The following is a 16,644-nucleotide window of genomic DNA, read 5'->3' as shown; positions in this document are numbered from 1 at the left end:
ACAGGAGATAGCCATGAGCAAGCGCGGTCGTAAGCGCCGTTCCCGCAAGACCAGTGGCGCGAACCACGGCAAGCGTCCCAACGCTTGAGCACCGCGCGGACCCGGTCCGCGCGCGCCTGAGGGCCGGTCACCGACGGTGACCGGCCCTTCGTCGTCCCGGGCCGCCTCGCCCGTCGTCCCCGGGCGACCTGGACCTTCATCCCCGGGGCCGCGCGCCCGCCGTCCCCGGGGCCGCCTCCCTGGGGGCGGGCACGGCCCTAGGGTGAGCCCCGTGCGCTGCGCCTACGCCCTGACCCAGGACCCCGAGAACCCGCTCGCCGGGCTGCGCGTGGGCGAGCTGCCCGACCCGGGTGCGCCCGCGCCCGGCTGGGTGCCCGTGACGGTCCGGACGGCGTCGCTGAACCATCACGACCTCTTCTCGCTGCGCGGCGTGGGCCTGCCCGCCGAGCGCCTGCCGATGGTGCTGGGCACCGACGCGGCCGGCGTGCTCGAGGACGGCACCGAGGTGATCGTCCACGCCGTCATCACCAGCCCCGCCTGGGCCGGGGACGAGACCCTCGACCCCAGGCGCACCCTGCTCTCCGACCTACACCCGGGCACGCTGGCCGAGCGCGTGTGGGTGCCCGCCGGCAACATCGTCCCCAAGGACCCCGACCTGTCCTGGGAGGAGGCCGCCTGCCTGCCCACCGCGTACATGACCGCCTACCGCATGCTCTTCGACGCCGCCGCCCTCCGGCCGGGCAGCACCGTGCTGATCCAGGGCGCCGGCGGCGGGGTCGCCACCGCCGCGACCGTCCTGGGCCGAGCGGCGGGCCTGCGGGTGTGGGTGACGTCCCGCACGGAGGCCAAGCGTGCGCGTGCCCTCCAGCTGGGCGCCCACGCCGCCTTCGAGACGGGGGCGCGCCTGCCGGAGCAGGTCGACGCCGTCGTCGAGACCGTGGGGGAGGCCACCTGGTCGCACTCCCTCATGGCGCTGCGCCCCGGGGGGACCGTCGCCCTCGCCGGCGCCACCTCCGGGGCCATGCCCCCGGCCGAGCTCAGCCGGATCTTCTTCCGGTCCCTGCGGGTCGCCGGGACGACGATGGGCACCCTGGCGCAGCTCGCCGCCCTGCAGCGGATGCTCGTCGCCACCGGCGCGCGGCCGGTGGTGGACAGCGTGGTGCCGCTCGACCGGGTCGGCGACGCCCTGGGCCGCATGGACGCCGGCGACGTCGCCGGCAAGATCGCCGTCCGGCTCGACGGGTAGGGCCGGGGCGGTCGGCCAGTAGGGTCGGGGGCATGGCAACACGCTCCTGGATCGTTCCCGGCCCGTCGACGCACGACGTCGAGGACGTCGCCGCCCTGCGGGTGCAGCTGGTGGCCGGTGAGGTCACGGTCGAGGGCCACGACGCCGGACACGTCCAGGTCGCCGTCGAGGAGGTCAGCGGCAACCCCCTCGAGCTGACCGTCGAGGACGGCCGGCTCACCATCGGCTACCCGTTCCTCGGCTGGGACGGCTGGGTCAAGCGGCTGCGCTCCTTCCGTTCCACGGACACCGCCCGGCTGCGGGTCCTCGTCCCCCGGGGCACGGCCGTCACGGTCGCCACCGCGGTCGCGGACGCGCACGTCTCCGGGGTGGGTGAGGACGTCTCCCTCTCCACGGCCAGCGGGCACCTCGCCGTCAGCGCCAGCCGCGGGGCGGCGGCGCTGCGCTCCGCGTCGGGCGCCATCTCGGTGCAGGGCCACGACGGCCCCGTCCGGGTGAGCACCGCGGCCGGGCGCACCACCGTCGCGGGCCAGCTGCCGCGGGTGGAGGTCACCAGCGTCGCGGGCGCCGTGGACGTCGCCACCACCTCGTCCGCGTCCATGGTCGACCTGGCGACGGTCTCCGGGGCGATGCACGTGACCCTGCCCGCCGGGACGGGGCTCTCCCTGACGGCGCGGAGCCTCTCCGGCGCGGTGCGCGTGGACGGCGCCGACCGGCGCTCTGCGGGCCTGGGCGCCACCACCGTGGACGACCGTTCCGGTGCGGACGTGTGCTTCCTCACCACCCGCTCCGTCTCGGGTGCCCTCGCCGTCGAGCGGCGCCCGGCGTCCCCCTCGACGCCGGGCACGATCACGCCGGAGGCCCGGCCGTGAGCGCCGGACCGGGTGCGCAGCCCGCCGGCGCGTGGGAGCCCGCTCCCGGCCCGGTGGACGACTCCGTGAGCGCGTTCACCGCCCAGGTCGCGCAGGCGTCCCGGGACCGCGCGGGCAGCTGGGACGCCGTGGCCGAGGTGCTGACCATGGACGAGGAGGCCGTGGCGCGGCTGCGCGCCGGCGACCAGGCGGCGCTGTGGCGCGCCGGCGCCCGCTGGCTCGGGGACGACGCCCAGATCTTCGTCGGGGACCTGCTGAACCTGGACGTGTACGCCCGCGGAGCCGAGCGCCGCGGGCTCGACGCCGACGTCGCCGCCCTGGCCCGGGACCACGCCACGCTCGTCGCCCCCGACGCCGCCGTGGTGGAGCACGTGCGCCGCGTGGCGGACCTGTGCCGCGAGGAGGCCGACGCCTGGGCACGCGGGGACCTCGCCGGCGGCAAGGCCCTGCGCGCGCGGGAGCGGGAGGTCATCGACGCGCACCTCGTCCCCGTGCTCCCCGCGCTGGGCGGGCGCCTGGCCCAGGGCGCCGAGGCGAAGATCTCGCGCACCCTGGGCCGCCTGGTGCTGGCCGTGCTCTCCGTGGAGAGCGGCAAGGACTACCAGCGCGCGGTGCTCGGGGAGTAGGCGCTGGGTGCGCGCGGCCCCAGGGCCGGGCGCAGCTACCGCGCGAGCACGCGCTGCCCCGCCCCGAGGCGCACCCCCGGCGCGGGAGTCGGCAACCCGGGCGCGGGCGCCTGCATCCCGGGCGCCGTCGTGGAGCCGAACGGGTTGCGCCGGCGGTAGTCGCACACGGCGCACAGCGGCGCGCCGGTCGTGCTCGGGAAGCGGGTCCGGCACCGCTCGCACCGCGCCGTCGTCAGCGTGGCCACCGGCGCCTCGGTGTCGAGGAGCGTCTGGGACCACGGCCACGCACCCGTCGACGCGAGGGCGTCCGAGGGGCACAGGTCGAGGCAGCGCCGGCAGCCGTCGCAGGCGGCCGGGGCTTGCAGCAGCGTGGTGATGGCCAGGCCGCCGTCCCCGCCGTGGCGCAGCCGCAGGGCATCGGCGGGGCACGCCTGCACGCACACGCCGCAGCCCGCGCAGCCGTGCGCCGTCAGACGCGCCGCCGGACCGTCCAGCTGTGCCAGTCCCGGCGCGCCGGCCGGGACGAGCGCCCGGACCGCGGCGACGAGGCGCTCGTGCGGGTCCAGGTACTGCGCGGGCAGGTCGCTGGGCGCGCGGCCACCCAGCCCCAGCAGCTGGCGGCGCGCCACGGGCATGTGCGCGGCCTCGAGGACGGGACGACGGCGGGCGCGGGGCTGGCGCGTCGGACCCCGGCGGCCGGCCGCTCGGTCGCCCACGGCGTGTGGCCCGGCGTCCAGGCCGGTCCCCTCGCCGCCGGTCCCCTCGCCGCCGGACCCGTCGACGCAGGAAGCCGCGCCGCCGGACCCGTCCCACCCGTCCACGTCGAGGCTGTCGGTGCCCGCCGCGCGCAGCACCGCGGCCACGGGGGCGAGGTGGTCCCGGGCGGCGTCCGCGCGGGCGCACCCGTCCAGGCGCACCCGCACCCGGGCCGCGCCGAGCGTGAACAGCTCGGCGAGCTCGTGCAGCGGCAGCTCGTCCGCGCACGTCGCGAGCCGGATCACGGTGGTCGCCGCCGCGCCCCGGCTCGGGGAGGGGTGCTCGGCGCACACGAGCTCGAGGTCGAGGGCCGCGGGCTGGTGCCGCAGCCAGCCCTGCACGCCGCGCAGGCCGGGCCCGGCGCTCATCGGAAGGCGGCGCGGGCGCAGGCGAGCGTGCCCAGCCCCAGCGCCGCGACCCCCTGGTAGAAGAAGGTGGTGGACGCGCCCGCGGCCTGGGTCAGGCACGCGGGGGCCCAGGCGAGCAGGTGCTCGCGCAGGAACGTCATGATGCCGTCGAGCAGGCGGTCCAGCTCGCCGTCGTCGCCGGCGTCGAGGGCGTCCAGCGCCCGCACGCACAGGGCCGCGACGAAGCCCAGCTCGAGGCCGATGTGGTCGTCGGGCTCCCGGTGCAGCCGCGGCGCCACGAGGCCGAACGCCGCGTAGGACGCGCGCACCTCCATCGTCACCGCCTCGAACAGGAGGTGCTCCTCCGAGCGGTGCACGGACTCGTACGGCGGCGCCTTCATCCGCTCCGGCCCGAAGAACAACCGGTTGTAGTCCCGCCGGACGAGCGCCGTATCCTCCCCGGCGGTCGCGGACTCTGCCAGGAGCGCGAGGCCTCGGCGGCAGTCCGGGTCCTGCGGCAGCGGCCACTGCGCGAGCAGCTCCGGGTCGCGCACGCGGTCGAGGACCTCGCCGTCCGGCGCGGCCAGGAGCAGCTGCGAGAGGGTCGTGAAGGCGGCGGCGAACTCGTCCAGGCGCGCGGCGAGCGTGCCGCGGTCGGCCAGTAACGCCGGCGGCGCGGGCAGGCGCACCTGAACGTCGGCGCGACGGTCCGGCTCGATGGTCATGGTCATGACGGTCCCCTCCTCGGCGGTCGATGTGGCCGCGATCCATGGTCGCTCGGGGACGTGCGCGTGCCCTGGGCCCTTGGCCCCACACCGGCCGGGCGGGGTGGAAGCCGGCGCGGAGCGGACGGCGGCGCTGTGCCACGATGGTCGGGTCCGGGCCGCACCAGGGTCCGGCGTCGTCCGTGAAGGAGCCCCCGTGTCCGAACACCTCCCCGATGTCTATGTCAGCTTCCGTGAGCGCTTCGCCGAGGTCGTCCAGCGCCACGACGCCGTCGCGGCCGCGGTCGACGCCGCAGGCCCGCTCGACGAGAGGACCATCCGGCTGGTCAAGCTCGGCATCGCCGTCGGCGCGCAGTCGGACGGGGCGGTGCGCTCCAACGTGCGCAAGGCGCTGTCCGCGGGGGCGAGCCGGGCCGAGGTGGAGCAGGTCGTGCTGCTCGGCCTGACCACGCGGGGCTTCCCGGCGACGGTCGCCGCATGGCAGTGGCTGACCGAGGTCGTGGGGGAGGAGGCGTGAGGGGCGACGAGACCGCGAAGATGGCCGCCATGAACCGCTGGCTCGACGCCGTGTGCGCCGAGCTCGGCGTCGACCGCGCCGTCATGGACGTCAACGCCACGGCGCTGCTCGCGCTCATCAGCGACGTCGCCCACGGACCCACCCGCCCCGGCGCGCCGCTGACCGCATTCCTGGTCGGACTGGCCGGCGCGACGGCGGCCGACGGCCCGGCGCAGGCCCGGGCGGTGGCGGAGAAGGTCGCCGCCGTCCACCGCCTGGTCCAGGCGTGGGAGCCGGGCGAGGAAGGCCCGGCGGCGTGAGCGCGAACGAGGGGGCCCCGGCCCGCCTGACCCCGCCCGCGCGTCGCGTGGCGCTGGCGGAGGTGCGGGCCGCCGCCGTCGAGGTCGCCGAGTGCGCCAGGGCCGTCGAGGACGACGCGGCGGGTGCGGTGGTCACGTTCGGCGGGGTCGTGCGCAACCACGACGGCGGACGCAGCGTCACCGAGATCGAGTACGTCGGCCACCCGAGCGCGGACGCGCTGGTCGCCGAGGTGGCCGCCGACGTCGCCGCACGCTTCCCGATCGACGCGCTCGCCGTCGTCCACCGCGTCGGCGTGCTCGCGGTCGGCGACGTCGCCCTGGCCGCCGCCGTCTCCGCGGCGCACCGCGCCGAGGCGTTCGCCGCCACCGCCGAGCTGGTGGAGGAGATCAAGCGCCGCCTGCCGGTGTGGAAGCGGCAGGTCTTCGAAGGCGGCACCCACGAGTGGACGGGCAGCGCCTGAGCGTCGCCTCCCGCCGCACGGGCCCGCACCGGCTACCGATGCGGGCCCGTGGCGTCCGAGCGGCTACATGCCGATGCGGATCATCGAGTCGTAGAACTGCGACCGGCCGATGAACTCGCCGACGAGGACGAGCGCGAAGGCCGTGGTGGCCAGCACGGCGAGCGTGCGGGGGCTGGACTTCGTCGAGGCGTGGCGGAACAGGAACACCGCGAGCAGGCCCGCGCCGAGGAAGACCAGGACGAGCCGCGCGACGAACCACGCGCCGGAGAACACTGCGGCGGACTCGGCGGCCGCGCCGCCGGCGGCCGAGAGCGCGGACACGTGCAGCGGGATGATGAGGAACTCCACGCCCAGGAGGGCCACGGCGGCGACGCCGATGCCCTTGAGCGACGAGGTGAGCAGCCCCACAGCGCGCGGGTCCGTGGTGACCTGCGTGCCGGCCTGTTCGGCCGCCCGGCGGCGCCACATCACCGTGCCGGTCAGCGCCGCGCCGACGGCCAGGGCGCCGAGGAGGAACGCGGTGGTGAAGAACTGGGCGGGCGTGGCCCAGGTGTGCCACGCCGGGACCGTGACGAGGGAGTAGTAGATCATCGACATCGAGAACACCAGGCCGAGGCCGACGGCGGCCGTGGCCAGGGCGAGGGCCTGCCGCAGCCGGGTGGTGCCCCACTTGAACCACTGGGCCGCCGCGAAGAGGAAGCCCAGGCCGGCGAAGCCGCTGCCGAAGAGGATCTCCCGGCTCAGCCAGGAGGAGTCGACGTGGCGGATGACGTTGAGGGTGTTGGTCACGTCGTTCATGTGGAACATCGAGGCGACCAGCCCGAAGACCATGACGGGGCCGATCGCGTAGAGCGCGGGGTCGGTGACCTTGTCGATGGCGTCCTTGCCGTAGCGGCGTGCGGCGACGACCTGGATGACGCCGAGGACGACGAACGCCCCGACGCACATCTGGGCGGCGATCGTGAAGATCATCATCGGCAGCTCGTGGATGTTCATGCTCAGAGCTCCTCGGGGTTGGCCAGGGCGCCGGTGCCGGTGCCGGAGGGCTGGGCGTCACGGTGGGGCGTGATGACCAGGCGGGGACGGGTGATCGAGGGGTCCGGCAGCGGCTCGACGCCGGCGAGGGTGCCGCGCTCGGCGCGCAGCTCGTCGATGGGCCCCCAGCCCAGGGCGCGGGACGGGCAGGCCGCCACGCACGCGGGGTCCTCGCCCTCGGCGCGGTAGTCGGCGCACATGTCGCACTTGGTCATGTGCCCGGTCGCCGGGTTGAACTGCGGCGCGGAGTACGGGCAGGCCCACTCGCAGTAGCGGCAGCCGACGCACTTGTCGTCGTCGACGGTCACGATGCCGTCCTCGCCGACGGTCATCGCGGTGGTGGGGCACACCTGCACGCAGACCGGGTTCTCGCAGTGGTTGCAGGAGATGGAGGTGTAGTAGGCGAAGACGTTGGGCACGAACGTGTCGCCGTCCTGCTGCCACGTGCCGCCGGAGTACTCCGCGACGCGGCGCCACGTCACCCCGACGGGCAGGTCGTTCTTGTCCTTGCAGGCCACCGAGCAGGCCTTGCAGCCGTTGCACAGGGTCTGGTCGAAGGAGAAACCGAGTTGCTGGACCATGATCGTTCCTACCTTCAGGCCTTCTCGATGTTCACGAGGGTGGTGTGCTGGGCGTTGCCCTTGGCGATCGCCGTCGGGTGCCAGCTGGTGAGCGTGTTGACGGACCCGCCGCGGTCCACGCCGTCCGCGCCGGGGGTGAACCAGGCGCCCTGCGGGACGGAGACCACCCCGGGCGCGATGCGCGGGGTAACCCGGGCGGGCAGCTCGATGCGGCCGCGGTCGTTGAAGACCTGCACGGTGTCGCCGTTGGCGATGCCCCGCGCCTGGGCGTCGAGCGTGTTGACCCACACCATCTGGGGGTGGGCCTCCTTCATCCAGTCGACGTTGCCGTACGTGGAGTGGGTGCGCTGCTTGTAGTGGTGCCCGATGCACTGCAGCGGGTACCGCGCGCTGGCCCGCGCCTCCTCGGCGCCCTCCCACGTCGCGATGTGCTCGGGGACCGCGGTGATCTTGTCGCCCTCGGGCAGCTCCCAGGTCTGGGACATCTCCCACAGCGGCTGGGAGAAGATCTCGATCTTCCCCGACGGGGTGGTGAGCGGGTTCGCGACCGGGTCCGCGCGGAAGTCCTGGAGGCCGATGTAGCTCTCGCCCTTGACCTTCCACACGCCCATCTCGCGCAGGTCCTCGAAGGAGGGCAGCTCGGGGATGGCCTCGCGGCTCTCGTCGACCACCTGGCGCACCCAGTCCTCCTGGGTCTTGCCCTCGGTGAACTGCTGCTCGACGCCCAGGCGCCGGGCGATCTCGGTGCACATCTCGTAGGTGGTGCGGCAGTCGTAGAGGGGCTCGATGACCTGGTCGGCGATGATGGTGTAGCCCATGCTGCCGGCGCTGCCCTGCTGGACGACGTCGAGCTGCTCGGCGTTGGACACGTCCGGCAGCAGGATGTCGGCGTACCGGGCGGAGACGGTCATCTGGTTGTCGATGACGACGATGAACTCGCACTTGGTGTCGTCCTCCAGGAGCGCGACGGTGCGGTTGATGTCGGCGTGCTGGTTGACCAGGGCGTTCCCGGCGTACTGCCAGATCATCTTGATCGGCACGTCGAGCTTGTCCTTGCCGACGACGCCGTCCGCCAACGCCGTCATCTCCGGGCCGCGCTCGACGGCGTCGGTCCAGCCGAAGACGGAGATCGACGTCTCCACGGGGTTGGTGGTGACCCACGGGTTGGCCATGGGCAGGGAGTAGGAGCCCTCGCGCTCGCCGGTGCCGCCGCCGGGGATACCGATGTTCCCCGTCATGGCCGCCAGGGTGAAGATCGCCCGGGCCTGGTTCTCGCCGTTGGCGCTGCGCTGCGGGCCCCAGCCCTGGGTGATCGCGCACGGCTTCGCGCCGGCGATCTCGCGCGCCAGCCGGGTGATCGTCGCGGCCGGGACGCCGGTGATCGAGGCGGCCCACTGGGGCGTCTTGGCGGTCTTGTCCGGGCCCTCGCCGAGGATGTAGGCCCGGTAGGAGCTCCCGGCCGGGACGCCCGCCGGCATGTGGTCCTCGTCGAAGCCCTGGCAGTAGGTGTCGAGGAAGGCCTGGTCGTGGAGGTTCTCGGTGATCATCACGTGCGCCATGCCGGCGACCAGCGCGGCATCGGTGCCGGGACGCACCGGGACCCACTCGTCGGCGACGCCGATCGCGGTCTCGGAGTAGCGGGGGTCGATGACGATGGTCCGCACGTCGCTGAGCTTCTTCGTCTGCTGGGTGACGAACGTCTCCCCGCCGCCGCTCATCCGCGTCTCGTGAGGGTTGTTGCCGAACATGACCTGCAGCTGCGAGTTCTTCGCGTCGTCGAAGGAGTTGGACCCGATCCACGAGCCGAACGTGAACGGCGCGGCCTGCTCGATGTTCGCCGCGCTGTAGTCGCCGTAGTGGTTCAGGTAGCCGCCCACACAGTTCATCAGCCGCGCGAAGGGCGTGGCGATCGGCGGCCAGCTGCAGGCGATGGTGCCGCCGATGGTGCCGGTGCCGTAGTTGAGGTAGATCGACTCGTTGCCGTAGTCCTTGACGAGCCGCTGGATGGTGCCGGCGATCTCGTCGAAGGCCTCCTCCCAGCTGATCTCCTCCCACTCGCCGGCGCCGCGCCTGGTGCCGGCCTTGCGCCGCATCGGGGTCTTGAGCCGGTCGGGGTTGTAGATCCGGTGGCGGATGGACCGGCCGCGCACGCAGGCGCGGATCTGCTGGGTGCCGATCTCGTCGTCGCCGGTGTCGTCGGGCAGCACCCGGACGATCTGCCCGTCCTTGACCTGCATGCGCAGGGGGCAGCGGGAGCCGCAGTTGACGTTGCAGGAGGACCAGACCGTCTTGTCGACGCCGGACGTCGCGGTCGCCGCGCCCGCCGGGCCCACCCCGGGGATGACGCCGAAGTAGGCGCCGGCGCCCGCGACGGCGGCGCCGCCGCCGGCCGCCGCCGACCACTTCAGGAACGATCGGCGCGGGACCTGGCCGGTCGGCGTGTGGGTGGTCTGGGACATGGTGCGGTCCTCTCGGCGGGAGGGTGCCCGCGGGAAGCGGGGGGGACCTGTTCATCGTGCGGGGCCCGCGGCGCCGATCCGTAGGGCCATGGTCCTGACACGCGGCGCCGGACGGCGACACCCCCGCCGTCGGCCGGACGTCGAAGGCCCCGCCGTCCTGGCGGACGGCGGGGCCTTCGTGGTCGCTCGGCGCGGCTCAGCCGCCCGCGAAGGGCGGGAGGACGTCGACGCCCACGACCGTCGTCGCCGCGGCGCCCAGCGGGGCGGCGTGGTCCTCGCGGACGGTGCCGTCGACGAGCAGGCTGGAGATCTCCAGCACCCGCCCGACGGCGGGCCCGTGGGCGGCGCGGATCGCGGCGAGGAGGTCGGCCGCCGTGGCGCCGGCGGGGAGCGCGAGCGTCTCCGCGGCGGCGCCGGCCGCCTCGGCCGCGCCGGCGAAGTAGCGCACGTGGACGGTCAGGGCGGGGGCGTCGGCGTGCGTGCCGACGCCGCCCGGGTGGCCGGCGGGGCGGTGGGTGGTGGTGCTCATGTCATCCTCCGATTGCGCTCATGGGGCGCTGGGGCTGCAGGAAGCCGGGGTCGTCGATGCCGTGGCCGGGAAGCTTGCCCCACATGGCCCCGCGCCAGAGGTCCGCCAGCGCGGCGTCGTCGGCGCCGGCGCGCAGCAGGGCACGCAGGTCCGTCTCGGTGCGGGCGAACAGGCACGTGCGCACCTGTCCGTCCGCGGTCAGCCGGGTGCGGTCGCAGGCGGCGCAGAACGGCTCGGTGACGGACGCGATGATCCCGACGGTGCCGCCGGGCAGCCCGTCGGCCGGGGCGACGGTCCAGCGCTCGGCCGGGGCGGCGCCGCGCTCGGTGGGGTCGGGGGCGGTGAGCTCGAACCGGGTGCGCAGCCGGGCCAGGATCTCCTCGGCCGTGACCATGTCCCCGCGGTGCCACGCCTCCGGCGGCCCGAGGGGCATCTGCTCGATGAACCGCAGCTCGTAGCCGCGCTCGAGGGCGAAGGCGAGCAGGTCGGGGGCCTCGGCGTCGTTGAGGCCGCGCATGAGCACGGCGTTGATCTTGATGGGCGCAAGGCCGGCGGCGGCCGCGGCCGCGACGCCGGCGAGGACGTCGGGCAGGCGGTCGCGGCGCGTCAGGGTCGCGAAGGTCTGCCGGTCCACGGAGTCCAGCGAGACGTTGACCCGGGTCAGGCCCGCGGCGGCCAGGGCCTCGGCACGGCGGGCGAGGCCCAGGGCGTTGGTGGTCAGCGACACGTCGGGGACGAGTCCTTGGTCCGTGCGCAGCGCGGTGGTGGCGGCGATGATGCGCTCGAGGCCCTTGCGCAGCAGCGGCTCCCCGCCGGTGAAGCGCACCTCCCGGATGCCCAGGTGCTCGACGGCGACCGTGATGAGGCGCACGACCTCGTCGTCGGAGAGGACCTGCGGGGTGGGCAGCCAGTCGAAGCCCTCGGCCGGCATGCAGTACTCGCAGCGCAGGTTGCACCGGTCCGTCAGCGAGACGCGCAGGTCGTGCGCGACGCGACCGAACCGGTCGACCAGGTTGGGCGTGGCGGGCCGGCCGGCGACGTCCGGTGACGCGGCCGCGCCGGCGGCCCCGGGCGTCGCGCCGCGGGAGGCCGGGGGTGCGGGGGCCCGTGGCGCCGCGGTGCGCGGGCGGGGGAGGCCGAGCTCGACTGGCATTGCCCCACTGTAGCCAGCCTCGCCTGGGACCTCACGGCCGGGGACCGGGACCGGCGTGTGTCAGCCGGCGTCGGGCAGCCCGAGCCAGGCGTGCCAGCCGTTGTGCAGCACCAGCCAGGCCAGCAGGCCGTAGCCGGCCTGGCCCGGGTGCAGGCCGTCCCCGGCGGCGACGTCCGAGTGCCACTGCTCGTGCGTGCGCAGCGGCTGGAAGGTCTCCACGTAGGGCACGTGGCGGCGCTGGCACACGTCGGCGAACGCCTGCGAGAGGGCCGCCTGGGCCTCGACGTCCGTGTCGGTGCGCGGCGGCGGGCCCACCACGAAGCACCCGATGCGCGACGCGGCGGCGCCGTCGAGGATGTTGGCGAGGTTCAGGCGCGAGCGGGCGAGGGACAGGCCCTCGTCGAGGTCGGCGGACCCCAGGCCGAGGACCAGGCGGTTGTCGGCCATGGGCGTGAAGCGGCGCTGGCACTCCGCCTCCCACCGGGCCGAGAGGTCCGTCGTGTTCTCGTGCGGCACGGCGAGCTGGGCGACGAAGGCCGGATCCTCCGTCTGGGTGCGGGCCATGACCCGGCCCACCCAGCCGAGGCCACGGGCGTCGCCCATCCCGGCCGTGAGCTCGTCACCGATCACGCAGATGCGCAGCTGGGCGTCGCCCACCATCGTTCCTCTCGTCGTCTTCTCACCCATCTTGCCTGGTCCGGGCGGGATGGACCCGTTGCCCGCGCCGCCCGCCACACCCGCCGCGCCCCGCAGGTCCCAGCGGTGGGACGGGCGCCCGGCGTCGGCGGTGCGAGGCGGGATCCTTGAATCATGAGGCAGGGAAGGCGGTCCGCGCGGCGGTTCGCACCCGCGGGCCGTCGCGGGCGGGGGCTGTCGCGGGGCCGCCGCCGACCGGTAGCACTGCGCCGGGGCACGCCTGCGCCGACGCCGGAGCGGCCGCCGCCGACCGGTAGTGCGCCGCCGGACGAGGTCGTAGATCGCCGAGCATGACCTCGTCCCGCCGAGCGCGACCGGTGCGCGGAGGCGCGAGTACTTGATGCTCGCCGGTGACGAGGCTGCTCCTCGCAGGCCGCTCGCCGCGGCACGCCTGCGAGTACTTGACCGCTCGCCGGCGGTGGGTGGGGTGAGGGGCCAGGACTGGACGCGATGTCCTGTCCTGGCCCCTCACGCTCGGCCGCGGGGCGGCCGCCTGCTCAGCGGGCGAACGCGCGCGCCGTCAGGTCGGCCCCCTCCTGGCCGTGGCGCTTGTGCGAGCCGGTCGACGGCGAGGCCGCCGCCGGGCGGGAGACCACGCGCAGCTCGCGGCCGACCAGCTCGGGCAGGTGGTCGCTGACGAACGTCCACGGCCCCTGGTTCTCCGGCTCGTCCTGCACCCACACCAGCTCGGCGCCCGGGAACGTGTCGAGCTCGGCGCGGATCGCGTCGCCGTCGAGCGGGTAGAGCTGCTCGAGGCGCACGATCGCGGTGCGCGGGTCCTCGTCCTTGATCCGCTTCGCGGCCAGGTCGTAGTACACGCGCCCCGAGCACAGCAGCACCCGGTCCACCTGGTCCGCGCCGTCCAGCACGCGGGGCTCGACCTCGCCGATCACCGGGCGGAACGTGCCGTTCGTGAACTCCTCCACCGGCGACGCGGCGGCCTTGAGGCGCAGCAGCTGCTTCGGGGTGAAGGCGATGAGGGGCTTGCGGGGGCGGGCGTAGGCCTGCCGGCGCAGCATGTGGAAGTGGTTCGCCGGGGTGGACGGCTGGGCCACCACCATGTTCTCCTCCGCGCACATCTGCAGGTAGCGCTCGATGCGGGCGGAGGAGTGGTCCGGCCCCTGGCCCTCGTAGCCGTGCGGCAGCAGCAGCACGAGCGAGGACCGCTGGCCCCACTTCTGCTCCGAGGAGGAGATGAACTCGTCGATGACGGTCTGGGCGCCGTTGGCGAAGTCACCGAACTGGGCCTCCCACAGCACGAGGGCGTCCGGCCGCTCTACCGAGTACCCGTACTCGAACGCCATGGCCGCGTACTCGCTCAGCGAGGAGTCGTAGATCCAGAACTTGGCCTGGTCGGGCGTGAGGTACATCAGCGGCGTCCACTCCGCACCCGAGGTGTGGTCGTGGAGCACCGCGTGGCGCTGGACGAACGTGCCGCGGCGGCTGTCCTGGCCGGCCAGGCGCACGGGCGTGCCCTCCATGAGCAGCGAGCCGAACGCGAGGATCTCGCCGTAGCCCCAGTCGATGCCGCCGTCCCGCGACATCTTGTCGCGACGCTCGAGGAGCTGGGCCAGCTTGGGGTGCACGGCGAAGCCCTCGGGCGGGCGCACGTGCGCCTGCCCGATGCGCTCGAGGACCTGCGGGGTCACCGCGGTCTGCCAGCCCACCATGACGCCGGCGTCCTCGTGCTGGGACTCCGGCCGCTCCAGGCCCTTGACCTGGTCGGAGGAGCCCTCCGCGGTCCACCCGCCCTCGCGGGTCTCCGTGAAGGCCCGCTCGAGCTCGCGCTTGTAGTCCTTCAGCGCCTCCTCGGCCTGCTCGGCGGTCAGGTCGCCGCGCCCGATGAGGGACTCGGTGTAGAGCTTGCGCACCGAGCGCTTGTTCTCGATGAGGGAGTACATCACCGGCTGCGTCATCGAGGGGTCGTCGCCCTCGTTGTGGCCGCGACGGCGGTAGCACACGAGGTCCACGATGACGTCCTTGTGGAACGTCTGGCGGTACTCGAACGCCAGCTCCGCCACGCGGGCCACGGCCTCCGGGTCGTCGCCGTTGACGTGGAAGATCGGGACGCCCAGGCCCTTGGCGATGTCGGTCGTGTAGTACGACGAGCGCGAGCTCGACGGCGCCGTGGTGAAGCCGATCTGGTTGTTCACGACGATGTGCACCGTGCCGCCGGTGCGGTAGCCGCGCAGCTGGGAGAGCTGCAGCGTCTCCGTCACCACGCCCTGGCCCGCGAAGGCGGCGTCGCCGTGGATGATCACGGGCAGCACGGAGAAGCCCTGCTCGCCGAGGTCGATGCGGTCCTGCTTGGCGCGGACCACGCCCTCGATGACGCCGTCGGCGGCCTCGAGGTGGGAGGGGTTCGCGGCGAGGTAGACCCGGGTCTGCTCGCCCTGCGGCGCGGTGAACATGCCCACCGTGCCCAGGTGGTACTTCACGTCCCCGGAGCCCTGCACGGTGCGGGGGTCCTGGTTGCCCTCGAACTCGGAGAAGATCTGCCCGTAGGACTTCCCGGCGATGTTCGCCAGGACGTTGAGGCGGCCGCGGTGGGCCATGGCGATGCCCACCTCGTCCAGGCCCTCCTCCGCCGCGCCGGTCAGCACGGTGGCCAGCAGCGGGATCAGGGACTCCCCGCCCTCGAGGGAGAAGCGCTTCTGCCCGACGTACTTGGTCTGCAGGAACGTCTCGAAGGCCTCGGCGGCGTTGAGCCGGCTCAGGATCTGCAGCTGCTGCTCGCTCGTCGGCTTGGCGTACGGGGCCTCGAGCTTCTCCTGGAACCAGCGGCGCTGCGCGCCGTCGGCGATGTGCATGTACTCGATGCCGGTGGTGCGGCAGTACGCGTCGCGCAGCTGGCTGAGGATCTCGCGCAGCGTGAGCCGCGCCGCCCCGCCGAAGCCGCCCGTGGGGAACTTCCGGTCCAGGTCCCACAGCGTGAGGCCGTAGCTCGCGACGTCGAGGTCGGGGTGGCGGCGCTGGCGGTAGGCCAGCGGGTCCGTGTCCGCGATGAGGTGCCCGCGGGAGCGGTAGGCGTGGATGAGCTCCGCGATGCGCGCGGGCTTGCCCAGCTCCGTGTCGGGGTCGTACTCGATGTCCCGGAGCCAGCGCACCGGCTCGTAGGGGACGCGCAGCGCGGTGAAGACGCGGTCGTAGAACCCGTCCGTGCCCAGGAGCTTGGCCTCGATGATCTTGAGGAACTCGCCCGACGCCGCGCCCTGGATGATCCGGTGGTCGTACGTCGAGGTCAGGGTCAGGACCTTGGAGACGCCGAGGCGCGCGAGGGCCGTGGGGGAGGTGCCGGCGTACTCGGCGGGGTAGTCCATGGCCCCGACGCCGATGATCGTGCCCTGGCCCTTCATCAGGCGGGGGATCGAGTGCACGGTGCCGATGCCGCCGGGGTTGGTCAGCGAGATCGTGGTCCCGGCGTAGTCCTCGACGGTGAGCTTGTTGTTGCGCGCCTTGCGCACCAGCTCCTCGTACGCCGCCCAGAACTGGGCGAAGTCCATCTCGTCGGCTCTCTTGACGGAGGGCACCACGAGGGAGCGCGTGCCGTCCGGCTTGGGCAGGTCGATGGCCAGGCCGAAGCCCACGTGCGCGGGCTGGAAGACGGCCGGCTTGCCGTCCTCGGTCTGGGTGTACGAGTAGTTCATGTCGGGCATCTGGCCGAGCGCCTCGACCATGGCGAAGCCGATGAGGTGCGTGAAGGAGATCTTCCCGCCGCGCGAGCGCTTCAGATGGTTGTTGATGACGATCCGGTTGTCGACCATCACCTTCGCGGCCACGGCCCGGACGCTCGTGGCGACCGGCACCTCGATGCTGGCCTCCATGTTCGTCACGGTCCGGGCGGCGACGCCGCGCAGCCTGACCGTCTCGTCGTCCCCGTGCGCCTGCGCCGCGGTGGCCCGCTGGGCGGGACGCTCCGCGTAGGGCGCGGTGGCGGGCTGGGCCGCGACGGGCGGGGCGGGCGGCAGGTCGGCCCGCACGTGCTCCGTCGCCGGCTGCTCCGTCCGCGCGTCGACGCGGGACAGGGGCGTCGTGGCGCGCTCGCGGGTGACCGCAGCGTCGGCGGGGGCCGTGGGCGCCGGCGCGCCGTCGGGACGGGGCTCCGTCGTCGCCGGGGCCGTGGTGGTGCCCGAGTGCTTCGCCGGGGCCGGCCTGGCGGCGCCGTTGTCGCCGCCGTTGGCACCCCCCTCGTAGTCCGCGAAGAAGTCCCACCACGCAGGGTCGACCGACCCCTTGTCCTTGCGGTACTTCTCGTAGAGCTCCTCGATGAGCCATTCGTTGGCGCCGAAGGCAGCCATCTGGTCGTGGTGTTCCTGGGTGGACACTCGGAAATCGCCCTCTT

The 16,644-nt window shown here is 74.1% G+C and carries 16 protein-coding genes; 7 read left to right on the top strand and 9 right to left on the bottom strand.

Annotation, left to right across the window (positions count from 1 at the left end; all coding sequences use genetic code 11):
• Nucleotides 1–13: 13 nt before the first annotated feature.
• The 4 genes from EJK16_RS20675 to EJK16_RS17815 all read left to right on the top strand — a co-directional run bounded on the left by EJK16_RS20675 (nt 14) and on the right by EJK16_RS17815 (nt 2,744).
• Complete coding sequence (locus EJK16_RS20675) at nt 14–88, top strand: 50S ribosomal protein bL37 (RefSeq protein WP_370276103.1); 75 nt, start codon at nt 14–16, stop codon at nt 86–88.
• Between the two features lie 183 nt (nt 89–271).
• On the top strand, nt 272–1,246 hold the full coding sequence (locus EJK16_RS17825; protein WP_127131786.1) for a zinc-binding dehydrogenase: 975 nt from the start codon (nt 272–274) through the stop codon (nt 1,244–1,246).
• Between the two features lie 32 nt (nt 1,247–1,278).
• A complete protein-coding gene (locus tag EJK16_RS17820; RefSeq protein ID WP_127131784.1) occupies nt 1,279–2,118 on the top strand; it encodes a DUF4097 family beta strand repeat-containing protein in 840 nt (279 codons plus the stop codon).
• Complete coding sequence (locus EJK16_RS17815) at nt 2,115–2,744, top strand: hypothetical protein (protein WP_127131782.1); 630 nt, start codon at nt 2,115–2,117, stop codon at nt 2,742–2,744. Before EJK16_RS17820 ends, EJK16_RS17815 begins: the two co-directional genes overlap by 4 nt.
• 35 nt (nt 2,745–2,779) lie before the next feature.
• On the opposite strand, the gene EJK16_RS17810 is transcribed toward EJK16_RS17815, so the two are convergent.
• Both EJK16_RS17810 and EJK16_RS17805 read right to left on the bottom strand, forming a co-directional pair.
• Nucleotides 2,780–3,868, bottom strand: coding sequence for a 4Fe-4S dicluster domain-containing protein (locus EJK16_RS17810; RefSeq protein ID WP_127131780.1), 1,089 nt, complete (start codon nt 3,866–3,868; stop codon nt 2,780–2,782).
• Nucleotides 3,865–4,578: a molecular chaperone gene (locus tag EJK16_RS17805; protein WP_127131778.1), complete on the bottom strand. Its 714-nt coding sequence runs from the start codon at nt 4,576–4,578 to the stop codon at nt 3,865–3,867. The genes EJK16_RS17810 and EJK16_RS17805 overlap by 4 nt, the downstream gene beginning before the upstream one ends.
• A 190-nt stretch (nt 4,579–4,768) precedes the next feature.
• Here EJK16_RS17805 and EJK16_RS19940 point away from each other — a divergent pair, with 190 nt between their 5' ends.
• From EJK16_RS19940 to EJK16_RS17790, 3 genes are read left to right on the top strand one after another with little or no spacing between them, the layout of a single operon-like run.
• Complete coding sequence (locus EJK16_RS19940) at nt 4,769–5,089, top strand: carboxymuconolactone decarboxylase family protein (RefSeq protein WP_205739831.1); 321 nt, start codon at nt 4,769–4,771, stop codon at nt 5,087–5,089.
• Nucleotides 5,086–5,388, top strand: a complete 303-nt coding sequence (locus EJK16_RS17795; RefSeq protein WP_205739830.1) for a DUF6457 domain-containing protein — start codon at nt 5,086–5,088, stop codon at nt 5,386–5,388. Before EJK16_RS19940 ends, EJK16_RS17795 begins: the two co-directional genes overlap by 4 nt.
• Nucleotides 5,385–5,849 carry a molybdenum cofactor biosynthesis protein MoaE gene (locus tag EJK16_RS17790; protein ID WP_127131773.1) on the top strand — a complete coding sequence of 155 codons (465 nt, stop codon included), beginning with the start codon at nt 5,385–5,387 and terminating at the stop codon, nt 5,847–5,849. The genes EJK16_RS17795 and EJK16_RS17790 overlap by 4 nt, the downstream gene beginning before the upstream one ends.
• Before the next feature lie 63 nt (nt 5,850–5,912).
• Here EJK16_RS17790 and EJK16_RS17785 read toward each other — a convergent pair whose 3' ends face one another.
• The 7 genes from EJK16_RS17785 to EJK16_RS17755 all read right to left on the bottom strand — a co-directional run bounded on the left by EJK16_RS17785 (nt 5,913) and on the right by EJK16_RS17755 (nt 16,600).
• Nucleotides 5,913–6,845 carry a DmsC/YnfH family molybdoenzyme membrane anchor subunit gene (locus EJK16_RS17785; protein WP_127131771.1) on the bottom strand — a complete coding sequence of 311 codons (933 nt, stop codon included), beginning with the start codon at nt 6,843–6,845 and terminating at the stop codon, nt 5,913–5,915.
• A 2-nt stretch (nt 6,846–6,847) separates the two neighbouring features.
• The gene (locus EJK16_RS17780; RefSeq protein WP_127131769.1) at nt 6,848–7,465 is read right to left on the bottom strand and encodes a DMSO/selenate family reductase complex B subunit; all 618 of its coding nucleotides are present in this window, start codon (nt 7,463–7,465) and stop codon (nt 6,848–6,850) included.
• A 14-nt stretch (nt 7,466–7,479) separates the two neighbouring features.
• Nucleotides 7,480–9,924, bottom strand: coding sequence for a DMSO/selenate family reductase complex A subunit (locus tag EJK16_RS17775; RefSeq protein ID WP_127131767.1), 2,445 nt, complete (start codon nt 9,922–9,924; stop codon nt 7,480–7,482).
• Between the two features lie 196 nt (nt 9,925–10,120).
• On the bottom strand, nt 10,121–10,453 hold the full coding sequence (locus EJK16_RS17770) for a MoaD/ThiS family protein (RefSeq protein WP_240646147.1): 333 nt from the start codon (nt 10,451–10,453) through the stop codon (nt 10,121–10,123).
• Nucleotide 10,454: 1 nt separating this feature from the next.
• Nucleotides 10,455–11,606, bottom strand: coding sequence for a GTP 3',8-cyclase MoaA (gene moaA / locus EJK16_RS17765; protein ID WP_127131765.1), 1,152 nt, complete (start codon nt 11,604–11,606; stop codon nt 10,455–10,457).
• A 60-nt stretch (nt 11,607–11,666) separates the two neighbouring features.
• A complete protein-coding gene (locus EJK16_RS17760) occupies nt 11,667–12,293 on the bottom strand; it encodes a GDSL-type esterase/lipase family protein (protein ID WP_240646146.1) in 627 nt (208 codons plus the stop codon).
• Nucleotides 12,294–12,799: 506 nt separating this feature from the next.
• A complete protein-coding gene (locus EJK16_RS17755; protein ID WP_127131985.1) occupies nt 12,800–16,600 on the bottom strand; it encodes a multifunctional oxoglutarate decarboxylase/oxoglutarate dehydrogenase thiamine pyrophosphate-binding subunit/dihydrolipoyllysine-residue succinyltransferase subunit in 3,801 nt (1,266 codons plus the stop codon).
• Between the last annotated feature and the right edge of the window lie 44 nt (nt 16,601–16,644).

This window comes from Georgenia sp. SYP-B2076 (genome assembly GCF_003991205.1).
Taxonomy (GTDB): domain Bacteria; phylum Actinomycetota; class Actinomycetes; order Actinomycetales; family Actinomycetaceae; genus Georgenia.
This window is presented reverse-complemented; position numbering and strand designations above follow the sequence as displayed.